The sequence below is a fragment of the Bacillus luti genome, from assembly GCF_009739945.1.
GTDB lineage: Bacteria > Bacillota > Bacilli > Bacillales > Bacillaceae_G > Bacillus_A > Bacillus_A luti.
Genome location: NZ_CP040336.1, coordinates 954,297 through 969,384, shown reverse-complemented (window position 1 = coordinate 969,384; position 15,088 = coordinate 954,297). Strand labels below are relative to the sequence as shown.

Sequence of the window (15,088 nt, the reverse complement as noted above, 5' to 3'; positions counted from 1 at the left end):
GAAAAAGCAGCTCACCATGAGCTGCTTTTTTTCTTACTTTGTACTGCATATTGCTTCATTTTTTCGATTGTCTTCACGAATCCTTCTTTTGACTTAATACGAATACCACGCTTCAACTTCGCCCGTTCATAACTCTCTAGCTTTTTCATATCAATTTGAAAAAAGGAGTGAATCGCGTTATCACTTTGCGGCACACCTTTAAAGATTTGTAATATCCCTTCCTCTGAAACACCGAAATAACCACTCGTTTTCAATAAGGGAGAAATATCATCAACTTTCTTTTGTAATACAATTTGCACATCATCACGATCAACAAGTTGCCACTCTTTATATTGCTGTAAAAACTTTTCTAAATCCGCTACTTTTTCTGTAAATATTTCTTCACTTACTTCTCCATCAACATACATGCGCTCTAATAAAATTGTAACTTGAGGGTCTTTCTCTGTTACTTCTGGTACTGGCCCTTCCGCCCTTGCACTCGTTTCATAAACTAAACAAAACATCATAACGAACGCTTGCATTGTAATCAGTATCCATTTCATTTCCGTTCACCTCTTTTAGGCAAAATCAAACTTTCATTTGTAGCTTTTCCGGAAATGGGGGTTTTATCCAAGAACCTTATTTCATTTGTGCACAATAGTTTTTTTCTACTGCGAAGACCGATTCACAACAACCTTTTTTATTTCACTTTTTCCACGATTGCACCACTAATCCAGCCAATATTTCCGTCTGGTAGTCTTACTTTTAACCACGTACGTTGTTGATTATCACTATCTTGGACTTGTACATTCTCTTCTAAATATACAAGTTCAACTCCAGGTGATACAGCTTCTACAACTTCTGCATCAATTCGAGCTTCTTTACGCACATTTCCTCCTTCCATTTCATCCTTCACTTTTAGTATTGTCTTCCCTTCACTACTCGCGCTTAATGTCTGCGGATCAAAACCTAAAGGAATTAAATGTTCTTGAATCAATTTATTTTCAGACTCGTATACTTTTAAAGTATACGAATTAGTAGGAAATACATATATTAAAATAGGAATTACAACTACGCAAACTCTCATTGTTATCTTATATTTATGCTCTAATCCAACTATAAACCTAATAAATTTCAAAACATACTTATTTATATATTCAAAAGCCTTTACGATAATACTTAATAATAATTCTATTATGTCAAAAACAGATGCGGCACCTTTTCCTTTTTCTCTTCTTTTACGCATAATAGTGCCAATAAAGCTAGTAACCCCTTTTACTAATTTTGTAATACACCAATCAAGCAAACTCAAAATTTTCTTACTTACATAAGGGAAAAGATAAAAAATCAAATACTTCCCGATAAATGTGATTAAAAATAATATAATAGCAAATCGAATAGGTGCCGCTATCGGTATTGAAAGTAAAAATATATATGATTTATAAAACCCTTCTAATAACTTATCCATCTAATCTCTCTTTCCGCTTAAACTCTGATGTTTCTCCTAATTTACCCCACTTAGCTTTTTCCAACATATCAGCTTCTGATGATGTAAATTCCTTTCCTGAATTAATTTCATTCAATGTCTGTACTATTTCCCTAATTCGTGTCGGGTCTTCACCCTTTTTGACCATATCTTCTATTAAATTCTGCACTCTGTTTTCATTCTCTCGATTTATTTGTCGCTCTTCTCGCTCTTCTTGTTTTTTTCGTTCATATTCTTTCATAATAAATTCTGTTCTCTCTTTTTCCGAGTTAAATACTCCCACTTCTCCGTACTTTTCCATAAAGTGCACAAGATTTTCAATATCTCCTTCTTTTCTCAAACGCTTTTCTTCTTGCTCATCTTTAATATTCATTTTCCTTTTAAGTCTTTCACGCGTTTCATGCCCTAGCTCAACATCTACTTCCAGAGCTTCAACTGCTAAACCATATTCACCAAGAACCCTTTTAAATTTACTATCATTTTGCAATCCTTTTAGCGCCCCATTTACCGCTCTCGTTTGATCGATTGGGTAGTCTCTCGTAACTTCTTTTATAGAATAAAATAACAATTCATCTAACATATTAGTAGAATTTGCAATTCCTCTTCTAACTATAATTTCTGGATTACCAACATAATAACTGATGCGCATTCTAATTAAAAATGCATTTTGACCATCTTCACACATTACCTCTTTATGAAACGTATAACTATACACACTTGTATCTACCTCATAAACAGTATTGTATTTTCCATGTCGCAATTCACTATTCAATGCGTAATCTCCATTTTGCACAACAAGACATTCACCTTCATTATTTGTATATACAAGTGCTAAAACTGGCGTTGAAGGTTTTTGCTTTCCAAAGACTTTAGCTTTAGCAGGTTGTCTAGATTTAATAAATGTCATTTTTTCTCCCCCTCTGGATTTCTATAATTTCAGGAATTACAGGACTAATAATATAGTGTTGTTCAGACTCAACAAGTCGTTCTAGAATAATTCGCATTTTCGTTTCTATTCTATCGCCACCTTCAATAAACAACTCTTTCATAAATTCACATAAATCCTGGTGTACCTCGCCTCTGTTCTCCAATTTTTTAAATACGTTTTGAATCCATTTTGTCGTATTAATTCTCGTTTCTTCATTCCCTAAACATGCACTGATAATCGGAACTAGGCTCATACTTCGTATATGTTTATTTGTAAACAAGTAAACAAGCATATGTGGTGAAAGCGTACAAATCAATAAAATAACTAACTCCAGTAATTTCTCTCGCCTACTCGTACTTAAAGATTCTTCTTGTACCCAACTTCTCAAAAATGCAAATAATGCTCCGTGATATCCCGTTTTATTTTCACCGAGTCTAAATAAATTTTCAATACTCTCCCATGCTATATCCTGTAAAGCTGCATTTGATTTATTAAATATTTCTTTTAATCCTGCCAAAGCTTGCGGATACATCATCATTCCTATTTTCGTTCCATACACTCTTGCAGCCGTTTTTTTGAAATTATAATTATTGCTTGCAGTCCAGTAGCGCAATACACGTGACACTAAGACCATATTATCTTTATCTTGCAACAACAAAAGAAATAGCTGGATAACTTTCATATTGTAAATATATTTTTTCTGTCCAGCCCAATTAGAAATAGTCACATTATAGATAAATAAAAAGTCTTCTTTACAAAGCACTGCTATAGTCTCTAGTATCCGCTTATTTATTTTCTTGTTAGAGCCCATTGTCTCTTCCATTAACCATTTCATAAATACATTTTTCAACTCAGGAGTAAAATAAGATTTCCAGGATTCTAACAATATAGCTCTAGCGTCCTCTTCATACTTAAATTTGGCACACGTTGTTGGTAGAACACCTAAATGTGAATACGTTTGTGCATGATATAAAACTCCACCGAGTTGCTTAATCTCTTGTTTTACCGGCGTCGTCAAAGTGCTTCCTACCTGAATTTCATCTTTTATCTCCAGTTCTTGTTCTAACATTTTACGTAAACGTCCTGCAGACTCTCCAATGAATTGATACTCCATACCATTAAATATAGATAGCGCTAGAAGCATCGTATATTTCCGTATCCCTGAATTTTCATGTAATAACTTTTCAATTCGCTCATTTATATTCTGTCTTAAAACAGCTAATAAATCGTCTTCCTGTATTTTACCGTTTAATAAGCACAATACTCTCTCTGAAAAATACTCTGCATCTCTCGGAACAAATACTAAATCTATATATTGTTTAATTTCATTCTTTTTTAAAAGATGATTTACTGCCTCTATCTCTGAATCTACTTTATTTAAAAGCCCTACATGCTTCTTTATTATTTGTTCTTTTTCATTAGGAATCGGGCAGAACTTCATATGTTTTTGTATGTCGTTGTTTATTTCTTCCCTATCAATATTGACTGTAATAATGAAGTAACTATTATGATTCTTTAAAGAATCTATCATCTGCTTTATTACAGGATCTTGTAATCCTTGTAAGGAATCATATGTAATATGATCGATGATAAATACCGTATTTTCTTTTAACATTGTACTCACTAATTGTTCCCATCTCATGTCCGGGAAAAATTGATACATACTTTCTATATTTAACTCATTTGCAAGCGCAATTGCAGTCGTATATTTTCCAATGGCCTGTTCATTATGTAAAAATAAAATGTGATTCTTTTTTAGTTCCTGCAAGCATTCACTAAAGTTAGAAGTTTTTTCATATATATTACTAATTTTATCGATTTCACTGTCTTTAATTTCAAACAATTTATTTGACATATTCAAAGAAAAATTCGGTCCTTCTTCTTTAGAAATATCGCTAGGAATCATTTCGTAATAAAACTCTGATTCATTTACATTGGCCTCTAAACTATCGTAAGCTAAACTTTCCTTTATTTTTACAATAAGTTCATCTGCATGCTCTTCTATTTCACCAACCGCTGCATCAAACCAACTTACCTTTTTTATAAAATATTCAAAAAAGCTACCTAACTTACTATCATCTACTCGAAATGGGATAATCCTTTTCTTATAATTAAATGCCAGTTCTACTTCGTTCTCTACATGTTCAGACCGCCTAGCATTCTCTGAAAGAATAAGTAGCACACAACTACACTCTTGAAGACCTTGTACGATATGTTTACTGTATACTCCCCCAACTGGAATATCTTTCGGGGCAAACCAATATTCTATTTCAGCACCAGTTAATTTACTACATAACATATCAGCAATACTTGCATCTTTTGTAGAATAACTAATAAATACCTTTTCCATTTTTATCCCCTATTCACTATAGTTTTCTTTTCGCTCTCTGAACGTAACAGCTTCACGATACCTGCTCCTTCTTTTTCAAGCCCCATGATGAATAAGTATTGTTTAATTTGATCTAATGTTGATTGCTTTTCAAAAGTGTTCGGCTTCCCTAAGCGAATTGCACGCTTCATCAACCTTTCACTCGCTTCATAACGATCATGAATAAGTTGTACTTCAGCTAAAGTACTATAATACCACCATGACTCCTCATTATATTCAGACCATCGATCCGAAATATAATTCGCGAAAGTAAAGCAATCTGTTAATCCTAAAATCTTTTGTATATACACTGCATTAATCGCAGGATAAAAATCTTCAGGATTCACACGAAACGCCTCTAAATATAAATCTAAAGCCTTCCGTAAATCTGAAAAGTTAATACTCTCTCTATCTAATAAACAATCTTCTTTATATAAAGCTCTACGTTTAAATTGCGCCGCTAACATTGCTAAAGCATCAGAATCTATTCTATTTTCCTTTAATAATGCATGCATCAAATTAGCTGCTTCATCATAGTTCCCCATACGAGTCAAACAGTTCGCCTTTAACTTCACTACTTCTTTATCCTCTATAAATGGGTAAAGATTAATTTCATTCACGACCACAGACCATGCTTCTACTTTTTTTATGTACATAAGCGCTTTATCATATACACCAAATTTTTTATATACTTTAGCTAACTCCAAAAGGAATGGTCCGCTATACGTATCAAAATTATATTTCTCTTGGAGTATCAATAACTCATCCTTATCTCTAACTGAAATAACTTGTTGTACTACGTCTCTTTCTTGCACATCTATCACTTGAGGACGTGGTGGAATCGCCTCTTTTAAATTATATTTAAAAAACAAATTAGTAACATTCCAACCTTCATCTTTAGCTGAATATAATCTATGTAAATGCTGTTCTCCGAATTTCTTGGCTAATTGAACATCACCTAAATCTTCAAAAAACACTGCTTCCATTTCATTAAATTGCTTATAAGCCTGTACGAAGTCTTCTGTAATATAAATCTCTCCTGGAAATGTAACTGGCTCAATTCGTGCAGTTCGATTAATATGTTCTCCAACTGCATTTTTCCGATTATTTAACATAGGGTCCTCGAAAATATACACCTCACCATAGTGCCCTGCAATGCGAGGCGTCATACTTAATTTGTGCTTGCGGAAAAAATTTTGATATTCCAACATTAAAGAAACAGCATCTTCTCCATTTTCAAATAAAGCAATAAACGCATCTCCCCATGTATTCCATACAATTGCTTTATCCTTATACGACCGAATAGATTCAACAAGTAATTTTAAATAGTGTTCATAAAAATTTTTGAACTCTTGTTCATTCATTTTTGAAAAACCTTTCAAGTCAGAGAAAACAATAAACATAGATCTCTTTTCCAAGATTCTATCCCTCTTTTCAAATTAACTTCTGATTATAAATTAACAACCCATATAACTTTAAAATTTTCCGGAGCATCAATAAGAGTACGTATATGTCTTCTTCTGTTGGTCTATTCTCTCCTATTAAAGTTGCAGTCCGATGAATAGCTGGGTTACCAAACGATCTCAACCCATACATATACTGACTCATACTTCGGTTTAATACATTATTATTTTTAATATTTCTTAAGTTCATATCAAATAATGCTGTGTCAGTCCCTGTTAGTTCACAAAGATTCTGACAAGTATTTTCAGCAAATTTCCTTCCAAATGCTGCGAGAGTTTCAAACTGTATTTCATTTACACGTTGTAATGCTGTTCTTAACGGGAGAAATGTGTCCTCCCAAAAAGCATCAGACTTAGGAAAAGAATCCAATATATTTAACAATTCCTTTTGAATTTGATCCATCTCTTTAGAATAATGCAGCGGAATAATCGAACGCCCCAACACTTGATTCAGCGTTGCATTCCAAATCTCAACGTCCTCATCCAAATAAATACAGTAGTAAATCGTCTTTGTATATTTAGATTTTTTTAACCAACGTGTTGCATGCTCAAGTAACGTTGTAATCTCAGCACTATAGTTTCCTACCAATCCCTTCCTACCAATAACCGGAAGAGCAATAGAAGAAAAACGATATCCTGAAAATTCTAATGCTGCTAGCGTGGCGAATACTCCTTCGATTAATTCTTCATATTCTTCTTTCGAAAATAATATATCGTGTGTTCTATTAAAATTAATCGTTAATACAAATTTATCCTGTTTGTCTCCTTGAAGAATCGTATAACCAATAAAAACTTGGTCGTTGACATGATAAAAAGGAGCAATCTTTAATGTATCTATATCCATCCTCTGCCTAATACTTTCTACTAGCTCACCGTATATTTGGCCACTTTCATTTTTATACGTAGTAATGACGATGGCACCGTCCCCACTACTTTCTAACAAATCACCTTTACACAACAAAAAAGATCGATCACCAAAGGTTGAATCAACTATTACACGATTTATAATATTCATTCCACGTTCATCCTTTTGGGCAACATTTTATTTAAAAATTTGATAACTCTTAAAAGAGTAAAATACATAATAGCAATATCATCTTTTTCCAAAGTTTTCGGCCCATATAATGGAGTATTATCTCTACCATCTTCATTATACTCGTATAGTATAATAAAATGATTAATCATCCATTCTTCTACTACTTTATTCCTTTTTATCTCTATTATATTTTTCCTAAATGATGAAACAGGCATTCCTGCAATTCGGCATATATCCTTATTTATTTCAATGATTAAACTTTTACATAAAACCGCTACATTTCTACTAGAATCTTCTCTTTTTTCTAGCTCTTGTTTTATTCCATTTAATGCACTAGTATAAAAATCATTTTTTACGGAAATATTATTTATTTCACTTACAATTTTTTTTCGTAAATTCCGGATTATTTCATCAAAATCCGGAGCAATATTCGTGCCTTTTAATGCTTTTTCCAAAGAATTCATCCACACATCATTATCTTGTTGCACATATAAAAAATATGATAATTTTTCACAACAAGATGTGTCTCTTAACCAATTTGTTGCATACTGGATCATCATATTTATAGCTACTAAATGATGTTCAGTCTCTATTCCTTTTCTACCGATAACAGGTAAACAAACATCTTTTAGTTCAAATCCTTTATATTCTAGTAGAGTTAATGCTAAAAAACATCCCTTGATGTATTCTTCTAGTAAATCTAACGAATATCTCGTTCCTTCTTTTTATTAGTATGAAGAATTAAAAATGTTTTATTTTGTTGTTTCTGATTAATGATACCAATCCAGCCTCCACTGGAAAGTGATAATAGCTTCTTCTCTTTTGAAGTAGAAAGAGAAAATTCATTGTCAAATGCTTCGTACAATTCACCACTTTCATCTAGTGACAAGCCATGTGCAATAACAAAAAAAACAGTGGCCTTAGCTTGCGACATATCTCCTTTATAAATAAAGAAGGAACGCTTCCCACTCGGGACATCCACAGTTAATTCATGTAACAACAAACGCTCTTCCAGATTTTCCAACATCGATTTCACATCCAAATATCTAGTTTCAAAACACTCCAAATTCTTTTCAGTATGCTATAATTCCACTAATTACTAACAACATTTTAGCATAACTTTTCACAAAATGTTCATTTTTTGGAGGGACCTATATGAAAATATATCCATTAGGAGTAGGACAAGGATTTTCAACAAAATACTTTCACAATAACTACATTATTTCAATTTCAAATACAAATATCTTAATTGATGCTGGTACGACTTTAAGATTCAGTTTAGAAGCTAGTCCATATACATATACGGATATTGATTATATACTTCTCACGCATTTTCATTTCGACCATGTCGGCGGGCTAGAAGAGTTACTTCAAAGACGTTATTGGTCAACTACAAGCAAACAAAATCAAAAAAAACCACAGATTATTATTAAAGAGTGTCAATTAAAACAACTTGAATCTCTTCTCTCTCCAGGTTTATGCAATCAAAATTTAACTTTACATGATTACTGCGATATTCATACGTTGAGCGATGAACAGTCGTCTTTAACAATTGAAAATACAATTGAAATTCAATTCATTGATACAACAAATTTCCACTGCGAGGATATGATAAGTTTCGCACTACAAATCTATGATTTAAACAAACAGCAAAACATCCTATTTTCATCTGATATAAAGAAATTAAAAAATAGCAATTTAAAAGAACAAATAAACCAAGAAACCGTAGCCATTTTTCAAGATGTAGATTTAACTTACAATCCAGTCCATGCACACTTAACAGAGGTACTATCCTATTATCCCGACACTTGTAGACCTATACTTTACGCAATGCATTATCCAGATCATGCACCAAATACTTTCTCTCAATACAATCTTTCATTTGTACAACAAGGAATCCCAATTATGTATTAAAAAAAGGTAGAACAGCTACTTTCACTTTGCTGTTCTACCTTTTCTTTATTTCATAACCAAGCGCTAAAATCACTTTAATTGTCTCTAATGAAGTTCTTCGATCATAGTTTTTCTCGATTTCTGAAAGCTCTTCATAAGGTATTAAACACGGATGTTCTTTTTTATCTTCATCTCTTTTTTCTCCGTATCTCCAACCTTCTTGCAACCTTTGATCCGCCCAAACTTCATGTGTATTTTTAGAAATTAACTCTGTAAGTTCCTGAATATCTTTCGGAACCTCAACATTTGATGTATCAATCGCTTTTGGCTTATATGCCATCCATAATCTCCTCCATTCCAAAATTCTATAATGCTTTCACAACTTCTCCTATGATTAAGAAAATATATCCTACTATCGAAAATAAAAATGCATACTTAGTCATTGCAAATTTCTTTTTCGCAATTAGAGATAACGTATAATTTTGACTGAGCAATTCTTCTAATAGATGGTCGCCTTCTGCACCTTTAATCGCTTCTATATAGTCCTCTCTAGTCATATCAGCTACACTTCCCCAGTATATCAAACCATTTTCTTTTTTTTCCATAAAACGAGGCATAATAGATAAAATTGCAAATACAATACCTACTAATAAACCAATTAAACTCGCACCTAATATTAAAAATTTCCAAGACATTTGAATAGTCGATGGATCAAAAAACAAGCGAAACATAGTTACATTTACACCACTAATCCCAGCTGCTTTTACATCTGAAAAACGAATGGAATTGTTTAAATATGTATGCATTTGATAAGAAAAATTCGTTTTTGATGAACGTTTCGTTTGATGTACTTCCACTTTCAATTGTTCTTGTTGTATTTTTAATTCCTTTTCTTCCCCCATAGTACCTCACCCTTACACATTAATTCCAATATTAGTAACTCTAACCCATTTATTGTAACGCACTTAAAAGATTGATAGCAATCATCAAATGAAATGCAACCTACATAAAACAAAAAGATAATAAGAAAGGGTCTTTTCATACCCTCACCTATTACCTATTTTTAATCTTAATATAGAGTTATAACATTTTTTCACATAATAAGAAAGACGCCTGCAAAGCAGGCGTCTTGATGCGTTTACGGCGAGAGACCAGGCGACCACATTCGCGTGTTTAGCACTTAAGCATATCTCTCGTCTTACGTAAATTAGCTCATCGCTTTGCTAATATAACATTAATAACGTATAAGTGCAACATATTTATAAAAAAAATTTTATCTCCCCTTTATTATAAATCACTTTATGTAAATTATAAATTGATAAATGTAATATATATATTACAATAAATGTACATCGAAATCATAATAAACAGGAGATGGATATTGTGAAAAAAATAAAGGATGAACGTCTCATTCTACAAACATTAAAGAACATACGTATTGCTTTTCTTTTTCAATCACTTGGTATAATTGGTATTTTAGGCTATATCGGATTCACTGAAGGAGCGGATCAAATTACAAAATCTCCATTATGGTTATTATTTATTCTTACGAGTATGGTACTTAGTTATTTACAGTTAAGCATTTCTATCGATGTAGAAGAAAGCGAAAAGGAAATACAGTTAACTCCTTATTACAAAATTGTTTTACGCTCTCTTATTGTTGGAATCGTTATGGCTATTATCTATATCATTTTCAGTCCAGAAAGACCTCTCTTCGAAGCTATTTTAACAGGTAGTATTCTATTCCTATGCTTTTTAGCATCCTACTCCGTTAGTTATTTTATAAAAAAACGTCGTTTACAAGACGACGATGAATAAAGAGGAAGGGCTAGCCCTTCCTCTTTTGTTTTGCTATCGCATAGTACCAGTTAAACCGTAACGAATGTCTCTGAACATATTCACTATGTCACGATTAAAATCGTTTGTAACGGTGCCATTACGTAAGCGTGTGTTCATTGCATCCACACGAGTAAACATATCATTTCTTACAGAAACGTACACATTTCTGTTTCCAACTTCATTTGCAACAGCTTGACGAATTTCGTTTGCAAGCGCTGTTTCATTCGATACTGGATTACGTGGTTTTACTGCAATCGCTACATCGTTTCCATATACAACTGTAGATACCCTGTCTACGTTATTCATACGTTTCACACGATTCGTAATTTTTTCTGCAGTTTTACCATCGTTGTTAATGTATGAATTGTTCATTGTAATATTACGTGTTGGGTGCGGATTTGCAATTTGTCCGTTGTAATTTACATCACGGTAATAATTATATCCTGTATCGTTACGACCGTTTCTATATGTTACATAGTCTGTATAACGATCGTTACGTGCCACATTGTCGCGATACTGGTGTGTATCATTATAAGATGTACGCTCGTAATTGTAATTACGTCCATCCATTGCGTTATTATCTTTTGGTGTACCACATGCAGCTAATGCACTGGTAACTAACAAAGAAGCAGCAATCACTTTTACTTTCGTATTCAATACAAAAACCCCCTCTGTTAGGATGAACTTCTCTTCTGAAAAGCTCCCTCTTATGATGAGTAACAGAGAGGATTTTTACACTGTTAATATTTCACTAGGAATTTTCTAACACTTGATGTGCATCTTCCGCTTTCTAAATAAATCTACATACAAAAAAAGCGGGAATAATCCCGCCTTTTTTAAACTTCCTCTTCTTCCTCTTCTTCTGAAACAGGTTCTCCAAATACATTTGGTGGATCTGGTTGGTAATACATCGTTCCTGGCTGTGGTGCATATGCTGACTGAGTTGGTTGATAATATAAAGGATTCGCATATTGTGGCCCACCTGGCTGCGGACTATACAGTCTACTGTCTCCACCACACCCACAATCTTCCTCACCCTGCACGAGCGGCGGCATATTATTATCCATTGGCATCATATTTGGATTTGGCATAGACGTATATTGCGGTCCAAACGGTGCCCCTTGCTGATATGGCATTTGATATGGATTTGGTTGTTGATAATACGGATTCGGTGGCATCATAGGCTGTTGATATGGCATTTGATATGGCATTTGATATGGCATCATGTTCGGTGGTTGATTGTTATCCATAATCGGCATCATATTTGGCATTTGATTATTATCCATAATTGGCATCATATTTGGCATTTGATTATTATCCATAATCGGCATCATATTTGGCATTTGATTATTATCCATAATCGGCATCATATTTGGCATTTGATTATTATCCATAATCGGCATCATATTTGGCATTTGATTATTATCCATAATTGGCATCATATTTGGTGGTTGGATATTATCCATGATTGGCATGATATTTGGTGGTTGGTTGTTATCCATGATTGGCATAATGTTTGGTGGTTGGTTGTTATCCATGATTGGCATAATGTTTGGTGGTTGGTTGTTATCCATGATTGGCATAATGTTTGGTGGTTGGTTGTTATCCAACATTGGCATGATGTTTGGCATTTGAATATTTGGCGGTATGACTTGCGGAATAACTACATTTTCTTTCGATACGTTTGGCGATACTATATTCCCTACATTTTCTTTCTTCACTTGCGGTGACACTATATTCCCTATATTTTCTTTCTTCACTTGCGGTGATACTATATTTCCTATATTTTCTTTCTTCACTTGCGGTGATACTATATTTCCTATATTTTCTTTCTTCACTTGCGGTGATACTATATTTCCTATATTTTCTTTCTTCACTTGCGGTGACACTATATTTCCTATATTTTCTTTCTTCACTTGCGGTGACACTATATTTCCTATATTTTCTTTCTTCACTTGCGGTGACACGATGTTATCTTTTTTCGTTTGCGGAGAAATGATGTTATTAGGTTTCATTTTCGTAATTTGCGGAGCAATTAACTCGCTTCCTTTTTTAATGACGTCTGAAATTTTATATTCTTTTTTCTGTTTTATTGGTGGCTGCGGTGGCTGTGGTAATACATTTACCGAAAACTTCGTGTTTTCTTTTTCCGCTGGTTTTTGTTTTTCTATAACAGGTGGTTTTTGAATGACAGACGGTTTTTCAATTGGTTTTTCTTTTTGAATTGGCTGTTCTTTTTGAATTGGCTGTTCTTTTTGAATTGGCTGTTCTTTTTGAATTGGCTGTTCTTTTTGAATTGGCTGTTCTTTTTGAATTGGCTGTTCTTTTTGAATTGGCTGTTCTTTTTGAATTGGCTGTTCTTTTTGCGGTTTTACCTGTACTTCTTTTTGCGGCTTCACTTGCATTTCCTTCTGGGGTTTTACTTGCACTTCTTTTTGTGTTTGTTGCATAGCAGGCGCTTGTGTAATTGGCGCTGATTGATACGTAACTTCTTCCTCATCTTCTATTCCAAGCGGAGTTGGTGTTGCTGCAAATTCTTTTTGTTGCACTTCTTTTACGTATTGTTTTGGAGGTGCTGAACCTACTCCAGCATGTTGTTTCACGTGAACACTGTTTGATGGTACTTTAATTTTCATACCTGGCATGATTAAATCTGGATTACTAAGTTGTGTATTTGTTTTTTTCAATGTGTCAAAATCCACTCCGTACTTTTTCGCAATTTTCCAAAGGGTATCCCCTTTTTGCACGATATGAATTTTCAAATTTTCCCCCTCCTGTATAACTTATCTATAAGTAACAAATCTCATGAAGTAACCCTTTCTAAATAACCTTAACTTCTTTTTACTTGTATCACTTCTTCGATTTTTCATATCATTAGAAGTGGAATAAACATAAAAAAATCACAATGATTTCTTCAAAACAATGTATGCCCATTTCGTTCCCGTTATGATTATATGTATGAAAAAAAGCAACGGGAATCCCGCTGCTTCACACACGCTCTAACATACGATTTAATGCAAGAACCGCTTCTTCGGTCACTTGTTTATCTACGCTAATAACGTTAATTTCTTCTCCTCTTTCTATCGTTTCAAGTGCCCATAATAAATGTGGTAAGTCAATTCGGTTCATCGTTAAACACGGACACATAAAGGGATTAAGTGAAACGATTTCTTTATCTGGATGTTGCTGAATAATCCGGTTCACCAAATTCATTTCTGTACCGATCGCCCACTTACTTCCAGATGGAGCCGATTCAATCATATCAATAATATATTTCGTCGAGCCCGCATAATCTGAAGCTGCTACAACTTCGTAACAACATTCCGGATGTACAATAATATTCATATTCGGATGATTTTTTCGTACATTCTCAATGTTTTTCACTGTAAAGTTTTGATGAACAGAACAATGACCTTTCCATAAAATCACTTGAATTTCTTCTATATCTCCATCGTACTCTAATGAATCTGTATGCGGGTCCCATACTGCCATTTTATCTAATGGGATACCTAAGTCGTACGCTGTATTTCTTCCTAAATGTTGATCCGGTAAAAAGACAAGACGCTCTTTTTGTGTAAAAGCCCAAGATACCATTTGTTTAGCATTAGAAGAAGTTACTGTCGCTCCGCCATTACGACCACAAAATGCCTTAATTGCAGCCGTAGAGTTTACATACGTTAACGGAATCATCGTGTCTCCAAATAATTTCGTGAGCTCTTTCCATGCTCTTTCTGTTTGTTCAATATCTGCCATATCTGCCATCGAACAACCTGCACGCATATCTGGTAAGATGACAACTTGTTCATCTGTCGTTAACATATCTGCTGTTTCTGCCATAAAATGAACGCCACAAAATACAATATATTTCGCCTCTTTATTACTTGCTGCAACTTGTGCAAGCTGCAGCGAATCTCCTGCTGCATCCGAAAATTGTACCACTTCATCCTTTTGGTAATGGTGCCCTGGAATAAATAATGTTCTCCCCATTTTTTCTTTAATTTCACGAACACGCTTTTCCATATCTTCTGTTGACATCGTGTAATAACGCTCAGGTAACATCGTTTCAATCGGTTGCACTTTTTCTAAAATACTCATA

The 15,088-nt window shown here is 33.7% G+C and carries 14 protein-coding genes and 1 pseudogene; 2 read left to right on the top strand and 13 right to left on the bottom strand.

Annotation, left to right across the window (positions count from 1 at the left end):
- Positions 1–11: 11 nt before the first annotated feature.
- The 8 genes from EUC40_RS04980 to EUC40_RS04945 all read right to left on the bottom strand — a co-directional run bounded on the left by EUC40_RS04980 (position 12) and on the right by EUC40_RS04945 (position 8,287).
- Positions 12–542 (bottom strand): BofC C-terminal domain-containing protein, encoded by a 531-nt coding sequence (locus EUC40_RS04980; RefSeq protein WP_071712906.1) that lies wholly within the window; start codon positions 540–542, stop codon positions 12–14.
- Between the two features lie 137 nt (positions 543–679).
- The gene (locus EUC40_RS04975) at positions 680–1,447 is read right to left on the bottom strand and encodes an SH3 domain-containing protein (RefSeq protein WP_156573931.1); all 768 of its coding nucleotides are present in this window, start codon (positions 1,445–1,447) and stop codon (positions 680–682) included.
- Complete coding sequence (locus EUC40_RS04970; RefSeq protein ID WP_156573929.1) at positions 1,440–2,372, bottom strand: hypothetical protein; 933 nt, start codon at positions 2,370–2,372, stop codon at positions 1,440–1,442. The genes EUC40_RS04975 and EUC40_RS04970 overlap by 8 nt, the downstream gene beginning before the upstream one ends.
- Positions 2,359–4,743, bottom strand: coding sequence for a toll/interleukin-1 receptor domain-containing protein (locus EUC40_RS04965; protein ID WP_156573927.1), 2,385 nt, complete (start codon positions 4,741–4,743; stop codon positions 2,359–2,361). The genes EUC40_RS04970 and EUC40_RS04965 overlap by 14 nt, the downstream gene beginning before the upstream one ends.
- 2 nt (positions 4,744–4,745) lie before the next feature.
- Positions 4,746–6,179 (bottom strand): tetratricopeptide repeat-containing protein, encoded by a 1,434-nt coding sequence (locus EUC40_RS04960; protein WP_156573925.1) that lies wholly within the window; start codon positions 6,177–6,179, stop codon positions 4,746–4,748.
- Positions 6,180–6,195: 16 nt separating this feature from the next.
- Positions 6,196–7,239, bottom strand: coding sequence for a hypothetical protein (locus EUC40_RS04955; RefSeq protein WP_098663526.1), 1,044 nt, complete (start codon positions 7,237–7,239; stop codon positions 6,196–6,198).
- Entirely contained in the window at positions 7,236–7,715 is a 480-nt protein-coding gene (locus EUC40_RS04950; RefSeq protein ID WP_156573923.1) for a hypothetical protein, read from the bottom strand. The genes EUC40_RS04955 and EUC40_RS04950 overlap by 4 nt, the downstream gene beginning before the upstream one ends.
- 245 nt (positions 7,716–7,960) lie before the next feature.
- Positions 7,961–8,287 (bottom strand): hypothetical protein, encoded by a 327-nt coding sequence (locus tag EUC40_RS04945; RefSeq protein WP_156573921.1) that lies wholly within the window; start codon positions 8,285–8,287, stop codon positions 7,961–7,963.
- A 128-nt stretch (positions 8,288–8,415) separates the two neighbouring features.
- Between EUC40_RS04945 and EUC40_RS04940 the strand changes: the two genes are divergently transcribed.
- Complete coding sequence (locus EUC40_RS04940) at positions 8,416–9,174, top strand: MBL fold metallo-hydrolase (protein ID WP_151624876.1); 759 nt, start codon at positions 8,416–8,418, stop codon at positions 9,172–9,174.
- Positions 9,175–9,208: 34 nt separating this feature from the next.
- On the opposite strand, the gene EUC40_RS04935 is transcribed toward EUC40_RS04940, so the two are convergent.
- The gene (locus tag EUC40_RS04935; RefSeq protein WP_000323609.1) at positions 9,209–9,493 is read right to left on the bottom strand and encodes a RyR domain-containing protein; all 285 of its coding nucleotides are present in this window, start codon (positions 9,491–9,493) and stop codon (positions 9,209–9,211) included.
- A 25-nt stretch (positions 9,494–9,518) separates the two neighbouring features.
- Positions 9,519–10,055 (bottom strand): Pycsar system effector family protein, encoded by a 537-nt coding sequence (locus tag EUC40_RS04930; protein ID WP_156573919.1) that lies wholly within the window; start codon positions 10,053–10,055, stop codon positions 9,519–9,521.
- Between the two features lie 481 nt (positions 10,056–10,536).
- On the opposite strand from EUC40_RS04930, the gene EUC40_RS04925 reads away from it, so the two are divergent.
- The gene (locus EUC40_RS04925) at positions 10,537–10,971 is read left to right on the top strand and encodes a branched-chain amino acid ABC transporter substrate-binding protein (RefSeq protein WP_071712903.1); all 435 of its coding nucleotides are present in this window, start codon (positions 10,537–10,539) and stop codon (positions 10,969–10,971) included.
- Positions 10,972–11,004: 33 nt separating this feature from the next.
- Here the strand turns inward: EUC40_RS04925 and EUC40_RS04920 are convergent, their stop codons facing one another.
- The 3 genes and pseudogenes from EUC40_RS04920 to nadA form a co-directional block, all read right to left on the bottom strand.
- Positions 11,005–11,649, bottom strand: a complete 645-nt coding sequence (locus EUC40_RS04920; RefSeq protein ID WP_001093527.1) for a YhcN/YlaJ family sporulation lipoprotein — start codon at positions 11,647–11,649, stop codon at positions 11,005–11,007.
- A gap of 1,948 nt (positions 11,650–13,597) precedes the next feature.
- Positions 13,598–13,754, bottom strand: a pseudogene (safA, locus tag EUC40_RS27580) (SafA/ExsA family spore coat assembly protein); the annotation flags it as partial.
- 226 nt (positions 13,755–13,980) lie between these two features.
- The gene (nadA, locus tag EUC40_RS04910; RefSeq protein WP_071713306.1) at positions 13,981–15,087 is read right to left on the bottom strand and encodes a quinolinate synthase NadA; all 1,107 of its coding nucleotides are present in this window, start codon (positions 15,085–15,087) and stop codon (positions 13,981–13,983) included.
- Position 15,088 lies beyond the last annotated feature (1 nt).